This is a genomic window from Actinoplanes sp. NPDC048967, assembly GCF_040649415.1.
Taxonomy (GTDB): Bacteria; Actinomycetota; Actinomycetes; order Mycobacteriales; family Micromonosporaceae; genus Actinoplanes.
Genome location: NZ_JBEZFL010000003.1, coordinates 605,115 through 621,755 on the forward strand (window position 1 = coordinate 605,115; position 16,641 = coordinate 621,755).

Annotated in this window: 13 protein-coding genes; 4 read left to right on the top strand and 9 right to left on the bottom strand. The window is 73.0% G+C overall.

All coding sequences use genetic code 11. The features are described from left to right. Positions 1-4 precede the first annotated feature (4 nt). Both AB0C12_RS15375 and AB0C12_RS15380 read right to left on the bottom strand, forming a co-directional pair. On the bottom strand, positions 5-1,567 hold the full coding sequence (locus tag AB0C12_RS15375) for a hypothetical protein (protein ID WP_360549068.1): 1,563 nt from the start codon (positions 1,565-1,567) through the stop codon (positions 5-7). Between the two features lie 120 nt (positions 1,568-1,687). Then, positions 1,688-2,140 carry an SRPBCC family protein gene (locus AB0C12_RS15380; protein WP_360548179.1) on the bottom strand — a complete coding sequence of 151 codons (453 nt, stop codon included), beginning with the start codon at positions 2,138-2,140 and terminating at the stop codon, positions 1,688-1,690. A 289-nt stretch (positions 2,141-2,429) separates the two neighbouring features. On the opposite strand from AB0C12_RS15380, the gene AB0C12_RS15385 reads away from it, so the two are divergent. Together AB0C12_RS15385 and AB0C12_RS15390 are read left to right on the top strand one after the other, a co-directional pair. Continuing rightward, positions 2,430-4,115 (top strand): GAF domain-containing sensor histidine kinase, encoded by a 1,686-nt coding sequence (locus AB0C12_RS15385; protein WP_360548181.1) that lies wholly within the window; start codon positions 2,430-2,432, stop codon positions 4,113-4,115. A 7-nt stretch (positions 4,116-4,122) separates the two neighbouring features. After that, complete coding sequence (locus AB0C12_RS15390) at positions 4,123-4,791, top strand: response regulator transcription factor (protein WP_023359837.1); 669 nt, start codon at positions 4,123-4,125, stop codon at positions 4,789-4,791. Between the two features lie 345 nt (positions 4,792-5,136). Here the strand turns inward: AB0C12_RS15390 and AB0C12_RS15395 are convergent, their stop codons facing one another. The 7 genes from AB0C12_RS15395 to AB0C12_RS15425 all read right to left on the bottom strand — a co-directional run bounded on the left by AB0C12_RS15395 (position 5,137) and on the right by AB0C12_RS15425 (position 12,640). Continuing rightward, positions 5,137-5,550, bottom strand: coding sequence for a DUF4395 domain-containing protein (locus AB0C12_RS15395; protein WP_360548183.1), 414 nt, complete (start codon positions 5,548-5,550; stop codon positions 5,137-5,139). 75 nt (positions 5,551-5,625) lie between these two features. Then, positions 5,626-6,210, bottom strand: a complete 585-nt coding sequence (locus AB0C12_RS15400; protein WP_360548185.1) for a thioredoxin family protein — start codon at positions 6,208-6,210, stop codon at positions 5,626-5,628. 41 nt (positions 6,211-6,251) lie between these two features. Next, complete coding sequence (locus tag AB0C12_RS15405; protein WP_360548187.1) at positions 6,252-8,243, bottom strand: ATP-binding cassette domain-containing protein; 1,992 nt, start codon at positions 8,241-8,243, stop codon at positions 6,252-6,254. A gap of 87 nt (positions 8,244-8,330) precedes the next feature. Next, positions 8,331-9,455, bottom strand: coding sequence for a glycosyltransferase family 4 protein (locus AB0C12_RS15410; RefSeq protein ID WP_360548189.1), 1,125 nt, complete (start codon positions 9,453-9,455; stop codon positions 8,331-8,333). After that, positions 9,455-10,711: a M48 family metallopeptidase gene (locus AB0C12_RS15415; RefSeq protein WP_360548191.1), complete on the bottom strand. Its 1,257-nt coding sequence runs from the start codon at positions 10,709-10,711 to the stop codon at positions 9,455-9,457. Before AB0C12_RS15415 ends, AB0C12_RS15410 begins: the two co-directional genes overlap by 1 nt. Positions 10,712-10,733: 22 nt before the next feature. After that, positions 10,734-10,955 carry a hypothetical protein gene (locus AB0C12_RS15420; protein ID WP_360549028.1) on the bottom strand — a complete coding sequence of 74 codons (222 nt, stop codon included), beginning with the start codon at positions 10,953-10,955 and terminating at the stop codon, positions 10,734-10,736. A gap of 107 nt (positions 10,956-11,062) precedes the next feature. After that, positions 11,063-12,640 (bottom strand): NYN domain-containing protein, encoded by a 1,578-nt coding sequence (locus AB0C12_RS15425; protein WP_360548193.1) that lies wholly within the window; start codon positions 12,638-12,640, stop codon positions 11,063-11,065. Positions 12,641-12,909: 269 nt separating this feature from the next. Between AB0C12_RS15425 and AB0C12_RS15430 the strand changes: the two genes are divergently transcribed. Together AB0C12_RS15430 and AB0C12_RS15435 are read left to right on the top strand one after the other, a co-directional pair. After that, positions 12,910-14,709, top strand: coding sequence for a DEDD exonuclease domain-containing protein (locus AB0C12_RS15430; RefSeq protein ID WP_360548195.1), 1,800 nt, complete (start codon positions 12,910-12,912; stop codon positions 14,707-14,709). Between the two features lie 108 nt (positions 14,710-14,817). Continuing rightward, positions 14,818-16,611: an HD domain-containing protein gene (locus AB0C12_RS15435; RefSeq protein WP_360548197.1), complete on the top strand. Its 1,794-nt coding sequence runs from the start codon at positions 14,818-14,820 to the stop codon at positions 16,609-16,611. Positions 16,612-16,641: the final 30 nt, after the last annotated feature.

Sequence of the window (16,641 nt, forward strand, 5' to 3'; positions counted from 1 at the left end):
TGTGTCACACCGCGTCGCCGGAACGGGCGTCGTCGCCCGGACCGGCACCACGGCCCTCGGCTGCCTCAGCAGCCGGCGCAGTGCCCGGAACATCATGATCCACGCTGGGCGTACGCGCCACGCCGGTATCACCGGCAGTGTCGCCATTTGCGGCGGTAACCGCCGCCCAGACATCGGTGGCCCCCGTCACGCGTCGAGGGGAGCCGGGACCATTGTCAGGCAGAAGAGGGGGTCGGGCTCCAGTTTGTTGACGCCTTTTTCCGGTACGCGCACCGGCTCGATCAACCGCAGCGGCGGGGTCCTGGACGGGGGCGGGCCGAGTGCTGGCGGAACGGTCGGTGGTGGGTTGCGCGCCCGCAGTGGGAGCGGCCTTCGTGGATGGCCGGCCCGGTGCGGCCGCTCCGGGTCCTCGTGGCGCGCGGGTCGCAGCTGCCCACGGGTCACCCGGCGTCGGCTCGACCTTCCGGTGGAGCTCCTGGTCCGCGCCTTCAGCCTCGGGCGCGGGGTGCGATACGGACCCGCCAGGCGTCACGACCCACGCGCCGGCCTCGGCCGGCTCTTCCGGTGCGGTGGCTCGCGCTGCCGGAGTTTCCGCCGGTTCGGGGCGGGGAGCGCGGGTGGCCGCCGTCCACGGGTCGTCGGTCTCGCGGACCTCGTGGTCCGGTGGGGTGGTGTCGGCCGGCCTGGCCCTGCGGGTCGCCGTCGACCAGGCCTGGTCCGGCGTGGTCGTCGGGCGGGACGGTGGCTTGCGGTGGGTCGACGGGCCGGTCGTGCCGGTCACCGTCGAGAAGGCCCGGAGCAGGCTCGCCACGCCGCTCGCGAAGTCGCCCGCGCCGGTGGCCAGGCGTTCGGCCTGCTCGGGGGTCGGGTTGCGCACTCCGGCGATGGCCCGGCAGATCGGGCACACGCAGCATTCCGCACTGCCCGTGGACCAGCCGCCGAAGCGTGTGGCACCCGCCCACAACTGCCGGCCGGCTGCCTGTCGCGCCTGCGCGCCCAGTGAGTCGAGCGTGTGCTGGTAAGCCTCGCGCCAGTCGAAACCCGGCTGATCGCCGGCTTCCGTAGCACCGCCCCGCGGCCCGCCGCCGCCGCCGCCCGCACCCGGCATTCCGTGGCCGCGCTCGGGCCCGCCCCGCGCACCGGTCCGCGGTGAGCCGGTGGCGTGTCGATCACCGTCGCCGGAACCGGCTTCCCGCCGGCCGGCGGCCGCGTCCGAGCCCGCCTCACGCGAGTCGGCGGCCGCACCCGAGCCCGCTTCACGCGAGTCAGTGGCCGCGCCCGAGCCGGCTTCGCGCGAGTCAGTGGCCGCGCCCGGGCCCGCTTCGCGCGAGTCGGTGGCCGCGCCCGGGCCCGCCTCACGCGAGTCGGTGGCCGCGCCCGCTTCGCGCGGGTCGACGGGGTGTTCGCGGTCGGTGGGCTCGCTCGGCCTGGCCGGTTGGCGGTCCGGCGTGCCGCCCAGGAACTGGTCCACCAGGCCGGAGAGCCTGTCGGTCAACCCGGTCAGCCCGGCCGGTTCGCGCGGGTCGCGGTCCTTCGCCGGCCCACCCAGGCCGGCCTGGGACGCCATGGCGAGAACCGTCGCGACCAGCTTCTCGGCCTCCTGGCGGGCCGTACCTGTGGGCTCTGCCATTGTCCTGCTCCCCCTGCTCGCGACCGCGTGTGCGGCGCGACCGGACGTGCTGCCCGGCTACGCCTTGGCGAGGCTCTCGACGCGGCGTTTGAGTTCCTTCAGCGCCGTGTCCATGATCATCTTCTCGGCCTTGCGGCGGAACATGCCGAGCATGCCGATGGAGAGCTCCACCTCCAGCATGTACGTCACTGTCGTGGTTCCGTCGCCGTTGTCGGCCAGGTCATACGAGCCGTTGAGGGTGCGCTGCATCTTCGAGGGTGCGACCAGGTGCCACTCGATGCGCGACAGATCCTCCGCGTACGCGTAGTCGAGCGTGTAGTCGTCGTTGAGCGGTCCCGCGTCGATGACGAACCGGACCTGGGCGGCGTACCCGTCCTCGTACTCCTCGAGCACCTCGACCTGTTTCATCGCGTCCGCCCACTCGGGGTAGCGCGGAAAGTCGCAGATCACCGCGGCCACCTGAGCGAGGGGCGCATGGACCTGGATCGACTGCGTCGAGGTGTCCGCCATGGCTGGCAGGCTACCCGGTACGAGCCCACATCCGGGCGACCGGGCACCGCCCGTCGCCGACCCCGTTCCGCACCGCGACCCGGTCGCCGGAGCGCCCGGCCCGGCTATCGCGGTCTGCCCCGTGCAATCAGGCCGTTCTCGGCGGGAGCGACGGCCCGGGCCACGCGCGGACCTACGACATGAAGCTCTTGATCTGGCCCTTGACCTTGCGACTCCCGGCCTTGCGGCCACCGATCTCCGCCGGGTCGCGGATGCGTGGTTGTCGGAGGGTGCGGCTACGATCCGTCACGTGCCAGCCTCAGCCAGCGTCCCCGCGCGCGTCCATCCGCTCGCGGTGGCGGCCCGCCTCATCGTGCTCGCCCTGGTCGCGGCGCTCACCCTCATCGCCACCCGGGATCCCGGCCAGCTCCGCTGGATCGCGTTGCTGCTGGTCGCCGCCCTGCCGGCGCTGTTCGCGCCCGATCATCGGATCGCCGCGCCGATCGGGCGCTTCGCCGAGGCCGCGGTCGTCGGCCTGGCCGCCGGATCCGTGGCCGTGGCCGCGAACGGGACCATCGCCGCCGGTTTCGGCGCCGAGGCGATCCTGCCCTACCTCGTCGTCCCGCTGCTCACCGCCGGGTTGCAGCGCCGGGCCACCGAGGGCGCCGCGCTGCTCGGGGTCGCGACCGTCGCGATGGTCGCCGGCGGGCTCGTCGTCGGCCACGGCGACACGGTCATCCTGCAGCCGGGCTATCTCGCCGCGTGCGGGCAATGGCTGGTCCTGGGCGCGATCATCACCTTCGCGGCGGACACCATGCGCCAGCTCATGACCCCGGTGGAGAACAAACCGCAACCGTACGCGGAAGCGACCCGCCTGCTGACCCAGCTGCGCAGCGTCGCCCGGTCGCTGCCGGGCGCCACGCTCGACCCCGGTGGCATCTCCGAGCACCTGCTGGAGGAGCTCCGCCAGGTCGCGCCCGGTCACCGCGCCGCCGTGCTGTCCGCCAGCGGGGGCGGCCGGCTGGTCGTGCTCGCGCAGACCGGCGCCGAGCGCGTCGACTGGGAGGTCACCCTCGACGCCGACTCGGCGATCGCCGACGCCTGGGCCTCGCAGCAGCCGCAGACCGCCTCGCGTTCGCAGGCCCGCTCCCACCAGGGCGGGGACGCCTCGTCGCTGGTCGTGCCGCTGGTCGCCGGGGTGCGCACGATCGGCCTGGTGATCCTCGAAGCGGACGTGCCCAGCGCGTACCCGTCGGCGGTCGTCGCCCGGGTCACCGAGGTGACCGGCCCGGCCGCGCTGCGGCTGGAGGCCGCGCTGCTCTTCGACGACGTGCGGTCGCTGGCGACCAATGAGGAGCGTCAGCGGCTGGCCCGGGAGATCCACGACGGGGTGGCGCAGGAGCTGGTCATGGTCGGCTACGGCATCGACAACGCCCAGGCGACCCTGCCCGAGGGCGCCGACGAGACGGCCGAGGAGCTGCGCACGCTGCGCGGCGAGGTCACCCGGGTGATCACCGAGCTGCGGCTGAGCCTGTTCGAGCTGCGTTCCGAGGTGGATCGCAACGGCGGCCTGGCCGCGGCCATCGCCGAGTACGCCCGGACCCTGGGCACGTCGGCCGGGCTGCGGGTGCACTTCACGTTCGACGAGTCCACCGCGCGGCTGCCCGCCGCCACGGAGGCCGAGCTGCTGCGCATCGCCCAGGAGGCGATCACCAACGCCCGCAAGCACGCCGGCGCCTCCAATCTGTGGGTCACGTGCACGGTCGACCCGCCGTACGCGCAGATCGAGGTCACCGACGACGGCAAGGGATTCGCCGATGATCGTCCGGACGGCCGCTACGGCCTTGCGATCATGGCCGAGAGGGCGGAACGTATCCGGGGCCGACTGGAGATCCGGCCGCGACACCCCAGCGGGACAACCGTTGCGGTAGTGCTCGGAACCTCCGCTCGGCGCGATAGCGTGCGGGATAGCGTTTCCGCACCAGAAGGGGAGTAACCCGAGCATGTCGACCAGTCCGATGCCGACGACCCGCACCAAGGTGCTGCTCGTCGACGATCACGACCTGATCCGTAAGGGGCTGCGGCACGCGTTCGAGCGGGACCGGCAGTTCGAGGTCGTCGGTGAGGCGGCCACGGCCGCCGAAGCAGTCCGGCAGGCCGGTGCTTTGCAGCCGGACGTGGTCATCATGGACCTGCGGCTGCCCGACGGCAGCGGCCTCGAGGCCACCCGCGCGCTGCGCAAGAACAACGCCAACATGGGCATCGTGGTGCTCACCATGTACGCGGGCGACGACCAGCTCTTCGGCGCTCTCGAGGCCGGGGCCAGCGCATTCGTGCCCAAGACGGCCCCCGCCGACGAGGTCGTGGCCGCCGCGCGGCACGCCGCCTCGGCACCGAGCGCGTTCACCGCGGCCGACCTCGCCGAAGCCATGAAGCGGCGCCTGGCACCATCGGGTCCGCAGCTCTCGCCCCGCGAAGGCCAGGTCCTGCGCCTGCTGGCGGACGGCATGAGCGTGGCCGGCATCGCCAAGCAGCTGTTCGTCAGCGAGTCCACGGCCAAGACCCACATCTCCAAGCTGTACGAGAAGCTGGGCGCGGCCAACCGAGCCCAGGCGCTGATGACGGCGCTGCGGCTGGGCCTGCTGGAGGCTCCGGACGCCCCCAAGTTCTGATCTGCTCACGGCATCCGCCCGTCACCCTCGCTGAGGGTGGCGGGCGGATCTGTCTTTCCGGGCATGGATGCGGCATCTTGGGCGTTTCCGGGCGCTACTTATTTTCAGCCCTGTCGAGCTAGGGCAAGGCCACCCGGGTGGGCGAAATGTCTACTCAATCGCCCGACGCCCTCGGCACCCCAGCCGCTCGATCTCCACCACCTCACGTGAGCGCGCACTGGGCCGTAGGTGCAACCGGCGACGGGCGATGAGCGCGCGAGGCCGATGGCGGCTCGGCAGGCAACGGCCGACAAGCCGTGGCGACGACGCGGCTGAGCGGAGCGTCAGGCGCGGCCGAGCCGAGCGTCAGGCGCGGCGGGCGGTCAGCCGGCGGGCGGCGAGGTAGGCCTCGCATCCGAGGCAGAGGCCGAAAGCCGCATTCAGGAAGGCCGCCAGGAGGCCCAACCCCGCGAAGACCAGGCCGACAGCCGCAGCACCGGACAGGTAGCCGACCGAGGCGACGGCCAGGAAGGCGAAACCGACCAGCTGCGCGAACCGCACCGGCGCGGCGTCCTCCCGCTCGGTCGCCGGCCCGAGCCGGGGCGCGACGAGGAAGCGGTAGAGCAGGGCGTACGGCCCGCGGCGAGGGTCGGCGGCGGTGATCGCGAAGACGGCGGTCTGGGCCAGCGCGAGCCAGCCCCACCCGGTGGCCAGGACGACGACGAGAACGAGGGTGGTCAACGCCGCGGCGAACCGTGGCCCACGCGGGTCAAGCTGCATGCGGTGAGCCTGACACGGCCGGCGGCCGTCGTCCTGGTGAGTCCCATCACCGCCGTGGAGGTGCAGATTCCCAGGTCAGGCGGCTGGCAACAGGTCGCCGAGCACGGCGATGAGCTGGGCCTTTCCCGGTACGCCGGTGGCGCGCTTGGCGACCCGGCCCTCGGCGTCCAGGACCAGCAGCGTGGGGGTACGCCAGATGCCCAGCGCGCGGACCGCGTCCAGGTGGCTCTCGGCGTCCACCTCGACGTGCCGCACCCCGGGGAGCAGGGCGGCGACCTCACCGCTCACCCGCCGGACAGCCCGGCACGGCGCGCAGAACGCGGACGAGAACTGCAGCAGCGTGGCCTGCGCGGGCTGGACCCCCAGCTGCGCCAGCAGGGCAGGATCGAGCCGCTGACCGGCCGCACTCGCATCCCCGCCCGAACCGGCGTCGCGCTCAGCCGAGAGACCGGTCGAGCCGATGACGTTGCCCACCGTCCCGCCTTCCACCGACCGTTCAGCAGCCGGCCCCGGCGCGGCCGAGGCCGATCCCCCACCGGCTGCCCCGACCGAGGCGGGTGAGCCCGCGACGAACCGCCCATCGGTCCGCCGCCGCCACAACCCGGCCACCGTGCCCAGCACGAGCACCGTCGCAACAACCATCAGCCCGGTGGTGTCCACCAGCCAACTCTGGCACGCCCCGCACGCCGCCGCGATGTGACCTACGACGCCGGCTGGTACGCGCTCGCCTGCAACGAGAACAGCTGCGCGTAGATCCCCTCGGCCGCCATCAGCGTCGCGTGGTCGCCCTCTTCGACCACCGCGCCGTGGTCCAGCACGAAGATCCGGTCCGCTTCGCGCACGCTGGCCATCCGGTGGGTGATCAGCACGACGGTACGGCCCGCGGCCAGTTCCCGGAGCCGCTGGTACACGTCGTGCTCGGCCCGGGCGTCGAGGTTCGCGGTCGGTTCGTCGCAGATCAGCAGCGGGGCGTCGCGGTAGAACGCCCGGCTCACCGCCAGCCGCTGCCACTGTCCGCCGGAGAGGTCAGCGCCGTCGGTGAAGTGCCGGGACAGCAGCGTGTCGTACTGGCGGGCGAGTTCCATCACGAATTCGTGGGCGTCGCCGGCCCGGGCCGCGCCGAGCACGCGTTCGGGTTCGACGCTGTGGTCGTACCGTCCGATGGTGATGTTGGCCCGCGCGGAGAGCGGCCATCGGGTCGGTTCCTGCATCACGACCGCGACCTGGCCGCGGACGGTCTCCGGGTCGTAGCGGGTGAGGTCGACGCCGTCCCAGCTGATGCTGCCGCTCTGCGGCTGGAACAGGCCCGCGAGCAGACTGGCCAGGGTCGATTTGCCGGAGCCGTTCTCGCCGACCAGCGCGATGATCTCGCCGCGGCGCAGGGTCATGCTGACGTCGCGGACCGCCGGACGTTCGGCGTCGGGATAGCTGAACGTGACCTGGTCGAGCCGGATCTCCCGGGCCAGCGCCGGTACCGCGGCGCCCGTGCCGGCTTCGGTACGGCTCAGGGACAGGTCGCAGAATCCCTGGAAGTCGGCGAAGTAGAGGCCCTGTTCGAAGACCCGGTTGGCGCTGTGGGCGAGTTCGGTGAGCTTGCCGATCCCCATGCTGATCGCGTACGCGGCAGCGCCACCCACGGCGAGTTCCATCCGGCCGGTCCAGAGCAGCCACAGCAACGTGGCGTAGGTGAGTCCGGTGGCGACGCTGCTCAGCGCGGTGCCGGCCAGGTTGGTGCGGATCTGCCGGGTGGTGATCCGGATCTCCTCGTTGGTGGAGACGGCGAGCAGCCGCCGCACCTCGGCCAGCAGGTACTCCCGCACGGTGAACGCGCGCAGTTCGGGCGCGGGCTCGCGGGCGGCGAGCAGTTCGGCGAGCATCCGCTGGCGCCGCCAGACGGCGATGAGCCGCAGCATCCGCCGGTAGCGCAGCCGGGCGGAGCGCACGGCGGCCCACCCGATCGGCAGCACCGCGAGCACGAGCAGCGGCAGCAGGACCGGGTGCAGCACCGCCAGCACCCCGGCCGCGGCGGCCAGGCCGATCAGGTTGGTGCCGAGCTCGATGGCCCGGTCGACGAGATACTGGGCGGCGTCGATGCCCCGGTCGCGGGCCCGTTCCATGGCGTCGCGCCAGCCCGGGTCGTCGAAGGTGGACAGGTCGACGCGCGTGGTCAGGTCCAGCAGCCGCATCTGGGCGGCCTGCGAGACCTTCGGGGACAGCCGGCCGTTGGCCGCCGCCCCGGCCGACGTCAGCACACTGCGCACGGCCGCGGAGCCGACGAGCAGAAGCAACGAGGGTACGGCGGCCCGCACGCGTTCCGGCGTCGGTCCCTCCCGCAGCAGCCCGTCGAAGACACCGACCACGCTGATGAGCCCGACCGCACTGGCCACTCCCGCGGCGAGCTGGAACGTGAGCACGGCGACGGTGGTCCGCCGGCTCGCCTGCCAGGCCAGCGACCAGGCCGATCGCAGCAGCCGGGGCAACCGCCGCAGCATCCGCAGGAACGTGGTGTTGGCGGCCTCCTCGGTGCTGGTCAGCCAGTACGGCACCGCCAGCTCCGCGTCGTCGGACCACTCGCCGTCCCCACCGGAATCCAGCCCGACGTCCGGCACCCGCCCGGCACCCGGGCCGGCCGCCTCAGGCGACGGAGCAGGAGTCGGAGTCGGTGGGTCCTGCTGCTGGATGGCGTCCTGCATCGACGGCTCCCGTCCCGAGGGCTCTTAGCCGTTCCTACGCCTCTTCAACACAGCGTGTCCATTCATATGCCAGGAGTGAGGACTCATTCACGGTGCCAACAGCTCGGTCAGCTGCGCCGCCTTCGTCTCCCACCGCCATTCCTTCTCGACCCACGCCCGCCCGGCCGCGCCCATCGCCCGCGCCCGCGCCGGATCGGCCAACAGCTCCGCCAGCCGCCCCGCGATCGCCGGCACGTCACTGCCACCTACCACGTAACCCGTCTCGCCCTCCCGGACCGCGTCCGGCGCTCCCCCGGAGTCACCGGCCAGCACGGGCAGACCTGTCGCCGAGGCCTCGAGGTAGACGATGCCGAGACCCTCCACGTCAAGCCCCGCGCCTCTCGTGCGGCACGGCATCGCGAACACGTCACCGGCCGCGTAGTGGGCCGGCAGCTCCTCCCAGCGGACCGAGCCGGTGAACACCACGTCCGGCTCGACACCCTCGGCCCGGGCCAGCGCCTGCAGCTTCTCCCGGTACGGACCGCCGCTCACGATCAGCAGGGCCGCACCCGGGATCCGGCGGCGGATCGTCGGCAGTGCGCGGATCAGCATGTCCTGACCCTTGCGCGGCACCAGCCGGGACACGCAGACGATCACCGGGCGGTCGCCGAGCCCGTGCCGGGCGCGCACCTGCGAGCCGTCCACCCCCGGGTGGTACGCGTCCACGTCCACCCCTGGCGTCAACCGTTCCAGCGCGGTCAGCCCGTGCAGCGCCCGGTCCAGCCGCACCCGCTGGAACTCGGTCAGATAGGTGATCACGTCGTTGCCACGGGCGATGCGGCGCAGCAGCTGGCGGGCCCCGGGCAGGGCGGCCCAGCCGATCTCGTGGCCGTGGGTCAGGGACACCGCCCGCTCGATGCCCGCACGCCGCCGCAGCCCGTCCGCGAGCAGGCCCAGCGGTGCCCCCGCGCCGAACCAGACGCTGTCGCAGCCGTGCGACCGGGCGATCTCGGCGGCCCGCCGGGCGACCGCCGGGGTCGGCAGCAGCACCCCGGTGTCCTCCCGGACGACCTCGAACGGCTGCTCGGCGTCGAACTCCGCCGCGCCCTTCCAGGTGGACGCATAGGCCACCACCGAGCCGGCCGGCTGGCGGACGGCGAGGTTGTGCACGAACTGCTGGATGCCACCGGGACGCGGCGGGAAGTCGTTGGTGACCAGCAGGGTGCGGCCCATCAGCGTTCCCCTCGGGCGTACGCGCGGGCCGCGGCCACCCGCTCCACGGTGGACGGGTGCGAGGCGAACATGACGTGCTCCCAGGTCGGCGGGTCGGGGTCGGAGAGGTTCACGGAGCCGAGCCGGCGTTGCATCGCCTCGAACGTCGCCGCGTCGCCGGTCAGCTCCAGGGCGTGCGCGTCGGCCCGGGCCTCGATGCGCCGCGAGACCAGCGCCTGGGCCGGCCCGCCGATCAGCCCGGCCACGCTCACCAGGGCCAGCAGCAGCGCGATCGTCCGCGGCTCGCCCATCGACTCCGTGCCGGCCAGCCGCAGCAGCCAGCCCAGCGAGCCGAGCAGGTAGAGCGCGATCACCGCGGCGGCCGCGCCCAGCGCGCCGATGATCGTGCCGGTCACCACATCACCGCGCGCGGCGTGACCCAGCTCGTGCGCGGTGACCGAGACCACCTCCGCGGGCGTGGCCTCGGTCAGCATCGTGTCGTAGACGACGATCCGCCGGGTCGGCCCGAAGCCGGACACGTACGCGTTCACGGCCCGGGTGCGGCGGGAGGCGTCGGCGACCAGGACGTCCCGCACCGGCACGCCGTCGCGGGCGGCGAGGCTCATCAGCTCGGTGCGCAGCGGTCCCTGGGCCATCGGGGTGAACTTGTTGAAGATCGGCTCGACGACCACCGGCAGCACGAACGACAGCAGCACCACCAGCGCCGCGGCCCCGGCGGCCCCGAACGCCCACCACCAGCGCGGGGCGAGCCGGGTCACGGTGAAGAAGCCGAGCAGGGCCAGCCCGCCGATGACCGCGCCGACCGCATAGGACTTGGCCAGGTCGACCGCCCACGGGCCCCAGGTCTGGGTGGAGATGCCGTAGCGCACCACGACGGTGTGCCGCCAGGCCGCGAACGGCAGCGTGAGCACCTCGACGACCAGCACGATCACGAGGCCACCGAGGACGGCCTGGGCGATCCAGTGGTCGCCGAACGGACGTCCGACCAGGGACACCAGCCGCGCGCCCAGCGGGGTGAGGCCGAGCACCAGGGCCGCGACGAGGCTGACCACCATGGCGCCGTACGAGCCCGGACGCAGGTCGGAGTGGAAGGCGCGGGCCCGCTCCACCTGGTCGCCGGGCAGGCCGCGCAGGGCTTCGAGCTGGTCGGCCCGGGGCGCCGGCGGCCGGTGCCACGGGACCACTGTCGCCGCGTACACGATCAGCGCCACGACGAGCACACCGAGCGCGCACGCCGCCCAGAGCCGGGGAGTCATCGAGCCATCCTAGAGATGGTGATCACGCCACGTGGCGGCGGCGCGGGTAGAGCGGCACGGAGACCGGCGGGTCCGGCGTCTCCAGCAGCTCCACCTCGAAGCCGGCCAGCTCGAACGTCTCGATCGCCCGCAGCTCACCGGGAGTCAGGTCGGCGATGCCGTCGGGGGTGTCGTACAACGTGCTGACCAGGCATCCGTTGCATTCATCGGTCCGCTCGGCGCAGCGCCCGCAGTCGATGATCATCATTTCCTCCGCATCGTGGGGGGTGCGGCCCGCGCAGGGGGAAGAGGAGCTGTCGCGGACCGACCACCATCGGTGACAGTCACGCTATGGAGGGGGTATGACAAAAATCAGGAGCGGGCGAGCCGGCGCAGCAGTGAGTCGGCTCCCATCGGGTACGCGCCGTGCCGGCGTACCCCGTCGGCCACCTCGCGGTCGGACGAGATCACGACCAGCGGGCGGCCGGCCGGCTCGGCCCGCACGAGCTGGCGGATGAGCTCGTCGGCGGTGTCGCCCTTGTGCGAGAAGAGCACGCGTACGCCGCGCGGGGCGGGCGGCAGGCCGTGCACCCGCTCGGCCCCGTCGAAGACCACGGTGACCTCGTCGCCGGTCTGCGCGGCGATCCCGCCCAGCCCGGTGATCAGGCGTTTGCGCTGCTGCTCGAGCGACATCTCGGCGAAGCCGCGCTTGGTGACGTTGTAACCGTCCACGATCAGGTGCGCCCGCGGCAGCGCCAGGAGCTGGTCCAGGCGGCCCGGGTCGTCGGTGTCCTGGGCCCGCGGGCGCGACCGTTCGAGCGCGCCGGGCCGGTCCGCCGCGGTGTCCGCCACGAAGTCGGCCGGCAGCTTGTCGGTCGGGCCCAGCGCCAGCTCGCGCCGCAACCCGGACGCGGCCTGCCCGATCGTCTCCAGCAGGAGCCAGAGGCGGGTCTCGTCGGCCGCCCGGGCGTCCTTGGCGCTCTGCTTGCCGGAGGCGGCCGCCGCCTCCGCCTCGGCGAGACGGGTCTTCAGCCGCCGTACCTCGGCCTCGTGATCGGCCGTGACCTTGGCCTGCCGGCCCTTCTCGGTGGCCAGCAGGTCGGCGGCCCGCTTCTGGGCCGCCTGCGTCTCGCGCAGCGCGCGCGAGGTGGAGCGGGCCTCCTCGCGCAGCTGCCCGAGCTCCTCGCGGACCCGGGCCAGCTCGTCGCGCAGCTTGTCGGCCTCGACCTTGGCGACCGCCCGGTCGTGCTCGGCGCGGGCGGCCCGCAGCTCGGCGTCGCGGATCTGGCCGGCGATCGCGGCGACGTCGGCCTCGGCGCGGACCGACTCACCGGCCGCCTCGATCAGCCCGCGCCAGCCCTCCGGCCGGGCCAGATAGGCCAGCGCGGCCACCTCGACCGGGTCGGCCGCGGCGGGAGCCGTCCCACCGGCCACGGCGGCGCCCAGGTCACCGGCGTCGGTGACGATGCGGCCGCTGATCCGCTGCCGGAACAGCGGGTCGGAGGCGAGCTGGGCCGCGATGGCCGGGCCGCCGAGCCGGGCCCGGCGGTTGGGGGCGAATTTGGCCACCCGGCGCAACGGCACGGGGGTCTCGTCGGCCGGCAGGCCGGTCAGCGCGGCCGCGGCGAGCACGGTGATCCGCTGGCGGACGGCCTCGGGCAGGGTGGGCTCGGGCCCATGGTCCTCGTCGGTGTCCGGCTCGTCGGTGTGGGGCTCGTCGGTGTGGGGCTCGTCGGTGTCCGGCTCGTCGGCGGGATGGAGGTCGGCGTCACATCCGGCGACCGCCTCGCGCCCCCCGATCGCGCCCAGGTCGCGCTCGACGTCGCCCAGGGCCGCCCCAGGGTCAGCGCCCAAGTCGCCGGCCGGGCCAGCGCCCAAGTCGCCGGCCAGGCCAGCGCTCAAATCGCCGGGCGCGTCAGCGCCCGAATTGGCGGCCGGGTCCAGGTCCATGGAAGGGGCAATGCCCTGTCCAGGGGCCGGAAACGCATCCGCCCGGCCCGCGGCCACGCCGGAGGTATGCCCGGCGCCGTCGTCACCGGCCGAATCCAAGGCACCGTCCGTCGCACGAGCCGCCTCCTCCATGGGGCGGTCGTCGAACGGCGGCGGCGCGGACATTTCTCTATTCTCCCACCGTGGGCAGCGGAAAAGCTTGCGGAAGCAAGTGATGTTTTCCCGCCGCGGGCCGGAGTTTGTCATACCCCCTCTCTAAATTGCCCGTCGTGGCACAACCGGCATACGTGCAGGGCACTCTGGACACCCTCCTGAGCGCCGACGGCTCCGTCGATCCGGCGGCGCTGTCCCTGCGGGACACGACTTTCGTCGTGCTCGACCTGGAGACGACCGGCGGGGCGCCGGACGGTGGCGGCATCACCGAGATCGGCGCGGTCAAGGTGCGCGCCGGCGAGGAGCTGGGGGTGCTCGGCACCCTGGTCAACCCGGGTGAGCGCATCCCGCCGTTCATCACCGTGCTGACCGGCATCACCGAGGCCATGCTGGCCCCGGCGCCGCCGATCGAGGCGGTGCTGCCGAGCCTGCTGGAGTTCCTGCGCGGGGCCGTCCTGGTCGCGCACAACGCGCCGTACGACGTCGGTTTCCTCAAGGCCGCCTGCGCCCGGCACGGCCATCCCTGGCCGCAGCTGCGGGTGCTCGACACCGCCGCGCTGGCCCGCCGGGCGCTGACCAAGGACGAGGTGCCCAACCGCAAGCTCGGCACCCTGGCCCAGTTCTTCCGGGCCGCCGTCCAGCCCACCCACCGGGCCCTGGACGACGCCCGGGCCACGGTCGACGTGCTGCACGGGCTGATCGAGCGGCTGGGCAGCTACAAGGTGCACACGCTGGGCGACGCCATCGAGTTCGCCAAAGCGGTCACCCCGACCCAGCGGCGCCAGCGGCACCTCGCCGACGGCCTGCCGCACGCCCCGGGTGTCTACGTCTTCCGCGCCGCCGACGAGCGGCCGCTCTACGTCGGCACGTCGGTCGACATCGCGACCCGGGTGCGCAGCTACTTCACCGCCAGCGAGAAGCGGGCCCGGATGTCCGAGATGATCGGCGCCGCCGTCCGGGTCGAGGCGGTGGAGTGCGCCCACTCGCTGGAGGCGGAGGTGCGCGAGCTGCGGCTCATCGCGGCCCACGCGCCGCCGTACAACCGCAGGTCGAAGTATCCGGAGCGGGTCGTCTGGCTCAAGCTGACCGCCGAGGCGTACCCCCGCCTGTCGGTGGTCCGGTCGCTGGCCGAGGACGGCGCCGCGTATCTCGGCCCGTTCTCCTCGCGCCGCACGGCCGAGCTGGCCGCGGCGGGTGTCTATGACGCCGTGCCGCTGCGCCAGTGCACCCACAAGCTCTCGGTCAAGACCCGCACGCCCGCCTGCGCGCTGGCTGAGCTGGGGCGGTGCCCGGCGCCCTGCGAGCACGAGATCACCCCGGAGGAGTACGCGCGCAGAGCCGCCCTACCCTTTCGCACGGCCACCTACGGCGACCCCCAGCCCCTGGTGGACGCCCTGCTGGCCCGCATCGAGGTGCTGTCCGACCGGCAGCGCTACGAGGAGGCGGCGGTGATCAGATCCCGGCTCGTGGCGCTGTTGCGCGCCACCGTCCGGATGCAACGCCTCGGCGCGCTCACCGGCATCAGCGAGCTGGTCGCCGCCCGGCGCAACGACGCGTACGGCTGGGAGATCATCGTGGTCCGGCACGGCCGGCTGGCCGCCGCGGCGACCTCACCGCCCCGGCTGCACCCCCGGCCGACCCTGGACATGGCCCGCGCCACCGCGGAGACGGTCCTGACAGGACCGGGTCCCGTCCCGGCCGCCTCGGCGGAGGAGACCGAGCGGATCCTGGCCTGGCTGGAACGGCCCGACACCCGGCTGGTGGAAACTTCTGGCGACTGGGTGTCACCGGCGCGTGGCGCTGCGCGCTTCACTAGGCTTCTCACCAGGGCGGAAGCCGCGGCGTCGAGAAGAGACTCGTCCGTTCGCTCATCGGTAACTGACCGTTCGGATGACGCTCGCTCGCTTAGGCTGTAAGGAACACGGCGCGCGAAGCCGTGAAAATCGGTGGGATCCGTGCGTACCGTTCGGGGTAGATCGAGCGGACGGACGGATTTCGCGATAGATCGGTGAGGGGGTGTCCGAGTGGACGTCGACGCCGGCCACGGCGCCGCCCTTGGACGTGCCCTGTCACCGTCGCCCGCGGAGATCCCCCTGTCGCGCCGGCTGCGGTCGTTCCTCAGCTTCCAGGGCAACGACGACGACCCGGTCACCACGCTCACCCGCACCCACCGTCACATCCACCCCTCCGCTGACGCGGGCGTGCTGCGCCGCAGCTACGCCGTCGCGGAGAACATGCACCGGGGCCAGTTCCGCAAGAGCGGCGATCCGTACATCACGCATCCGCTCGCGGTCGCGCAGATCTGCGCCGAGCTCGGCATGGACACCACCACCCTGGTCGCCGCGCTGCTGCACGACACGGTCGAGGACACCAGTTACACGCTGGAGACGCTGCACGGCGACTTCGGCCCCGAGGTGGCCCACCTGGTCGACGGCGTGACCAAGTTCGACAAGGCGTTCTACGGCAAGGTCGCCGAGGCCGAGACGATCCGCAAGATGATCGTGGCCGCCGGCAAGGACGTCCGGGTGCTGGTCATCAAGCTGGCCGACCGCCTGCACAACATGCGTACCCTCGACGCCCGCTCCCCCGCCTCCCGGGCCCGGATCGCGACCGCGACCCTCGACGTGCTGGTCCCGCTGTGTGACCGCCTCGGCATCCAGGCCCTCAAGCGTGACCTGGACGACGTGGTGCTCTACCACCTCGAGCCGGAGTCGTACGCCCGCATCGAGGAGCACGTGAAGAACCGCCCGGGCTGGGCCGAATACCTCGACGACGTCAAGGCCAAGGCCCAGGTCGCCCTGCGCCGCTCGCGGGTGGACGCCAAGGTGACGCCCCGCCCCCGGCACTTCTACTCGATCTGGAAGGACACGGTCGCCGGCGGCCACGCGGTCCCGCTGGACCTGCCCCGCATCGCGGTGATCGTCGACGGGCCCGAGACCGACTGTTACGCCGCGCTCGGCGCGATCCACGGCCAGTGGCGCCCGGTCGCCGGCCGGTTCAAGGACTTCATCGCCTCCCCGAAGAACAACCTCTACCGCTCGCTGCACACCACGGTGACCGGTCCCGAGGGCCGCCTGGTCGAGGTGCTGATCCGCACGGTGTCGATGCACCGCTGCGCCGAGTACGGCGTCGCCACCGGCTACCGCTACCCCAAGTCGACCGAGGGGGCCGAGGCCGCGGGCGCCGATCAGCTGACCTGGCTCAAGCGGGTGCTGGACTGGCAGCAGGACACCACCGACGCCGGCCAGTTCCTCGCCTCGCTGCGTTGTGACCTCGCCGAGGGCCAGATCCAGGTGTTCGCCCACGGCAACACGTTCGACCTGCCGGCCGGCTCGACCCCCGTCGACCTGGCGTACGAGCTCAGTGCCGACAAGGGCGACGAGACGCTGGCCGCGACGATCAACGGCCGGCTCGCCCCGCTGAGCTCTCCCCTGCGCGACGGCGACGTGGTGGAGATCTTCACCGAGACCGACGGGCCCGTCGAGGTGGAGCGGGGCACAGCGCCGCGCGGGCCCCGCAAGGAATGGCTCGGCTTCGTGAAGTCGACCCAGGCGCAGATGCAGATCAACCGCTACTTCGCCGAGGAGAACAGCCCCGGCATCAGCATCGCCGACAAGGTCCGGCTGGGCCGCGCGACGATCGGGCTGACCCTGCGCAAGCACGACCGGGGGCTGGCCAGCGAGGTTCCGCTGCGCCGGCTGGCCGAGGAGCTCGGTTATCCCGACCTGGAGACCATGCTGGTGGCGGTCACCGAGCGCAACCTCGAGCCCGATCAGGTGGTCGAGCAGCTCATCGCCCTGGTCGACCACCCGGACTGAGCCCATCGCGCCCGGCCGCTAGCCTGGCGG

Excerpts from the sequence above, each read along its gene's own strand:
- AB0C12_RS15425 (WP_360548193.1), bottom strand. The coding sequence starts at position 12,640 with ATGGACCTGGACCCGGCCGCCAATTCGGGCGCTGACGCGCCCGGCGAT.
- AB0C12_RS15415 (WP_360548191.1), bottom strand. The coding sequence starts at position 10,711 with ATGACTCCCCGGCTCTGGGCGGCGTGCGCGCTCGGTGTGCTCGTCGTG.
- AB0C12_RS15405 (WP_360548187.1), bottom strand. The coding sequence starts at position 8,243 with ATGCAGGACGCCATCCAGCAGCAGGACCCACCGACTCCGACTCCTGCT.
- AB0C12_RS15380 (WP_360548179.1), bottom strand. The coding sequence starts at position 2,140 with ATGGCGGACACCTCGACGCAGTCGATCCAGGTCCATGCGCCCCTCGCT.
- AB0C12_RS15410 (WP_360548189.1), bottom strand. The coding sequence starts at position 9,455 with ATGGGCCGCACCCTGCTGGTCACCAACGACTTCCCGCCGCGTCCCGGT.
- AB0C12_RS15390 (WP_023359837.1), top strand. The coding sequence starts at position 4,123 with ATGTCGACCAGTCCGATGCCGACGACCCGCACCAAGGTGCTGCTCGTC.
- AB0C12_RS15420 (WP_360549028.1), bottom strand. The coding sequence starts at position 10,955 with ATGATCATCGACTGCGGGCGCTGCGCCGAGCGGACCGATGAATGCAAC.
- AB0C12_RS15375 (WP_360549068.1), bottom strand. The coding sequence starts at position 1,567 with ATGGCGTCCCAGGCCGGCCTGGGTGGGCCGGCGAAGGACCGCGACCCG.
- AB0C12_RS15395 (WP_360548183.1), bottom strand. The coding sequence starts at position 5,550 with ATGCAGCTTGACCCGCGTGGGCCACGGTTCGCCGCGGCGTTGACCACC.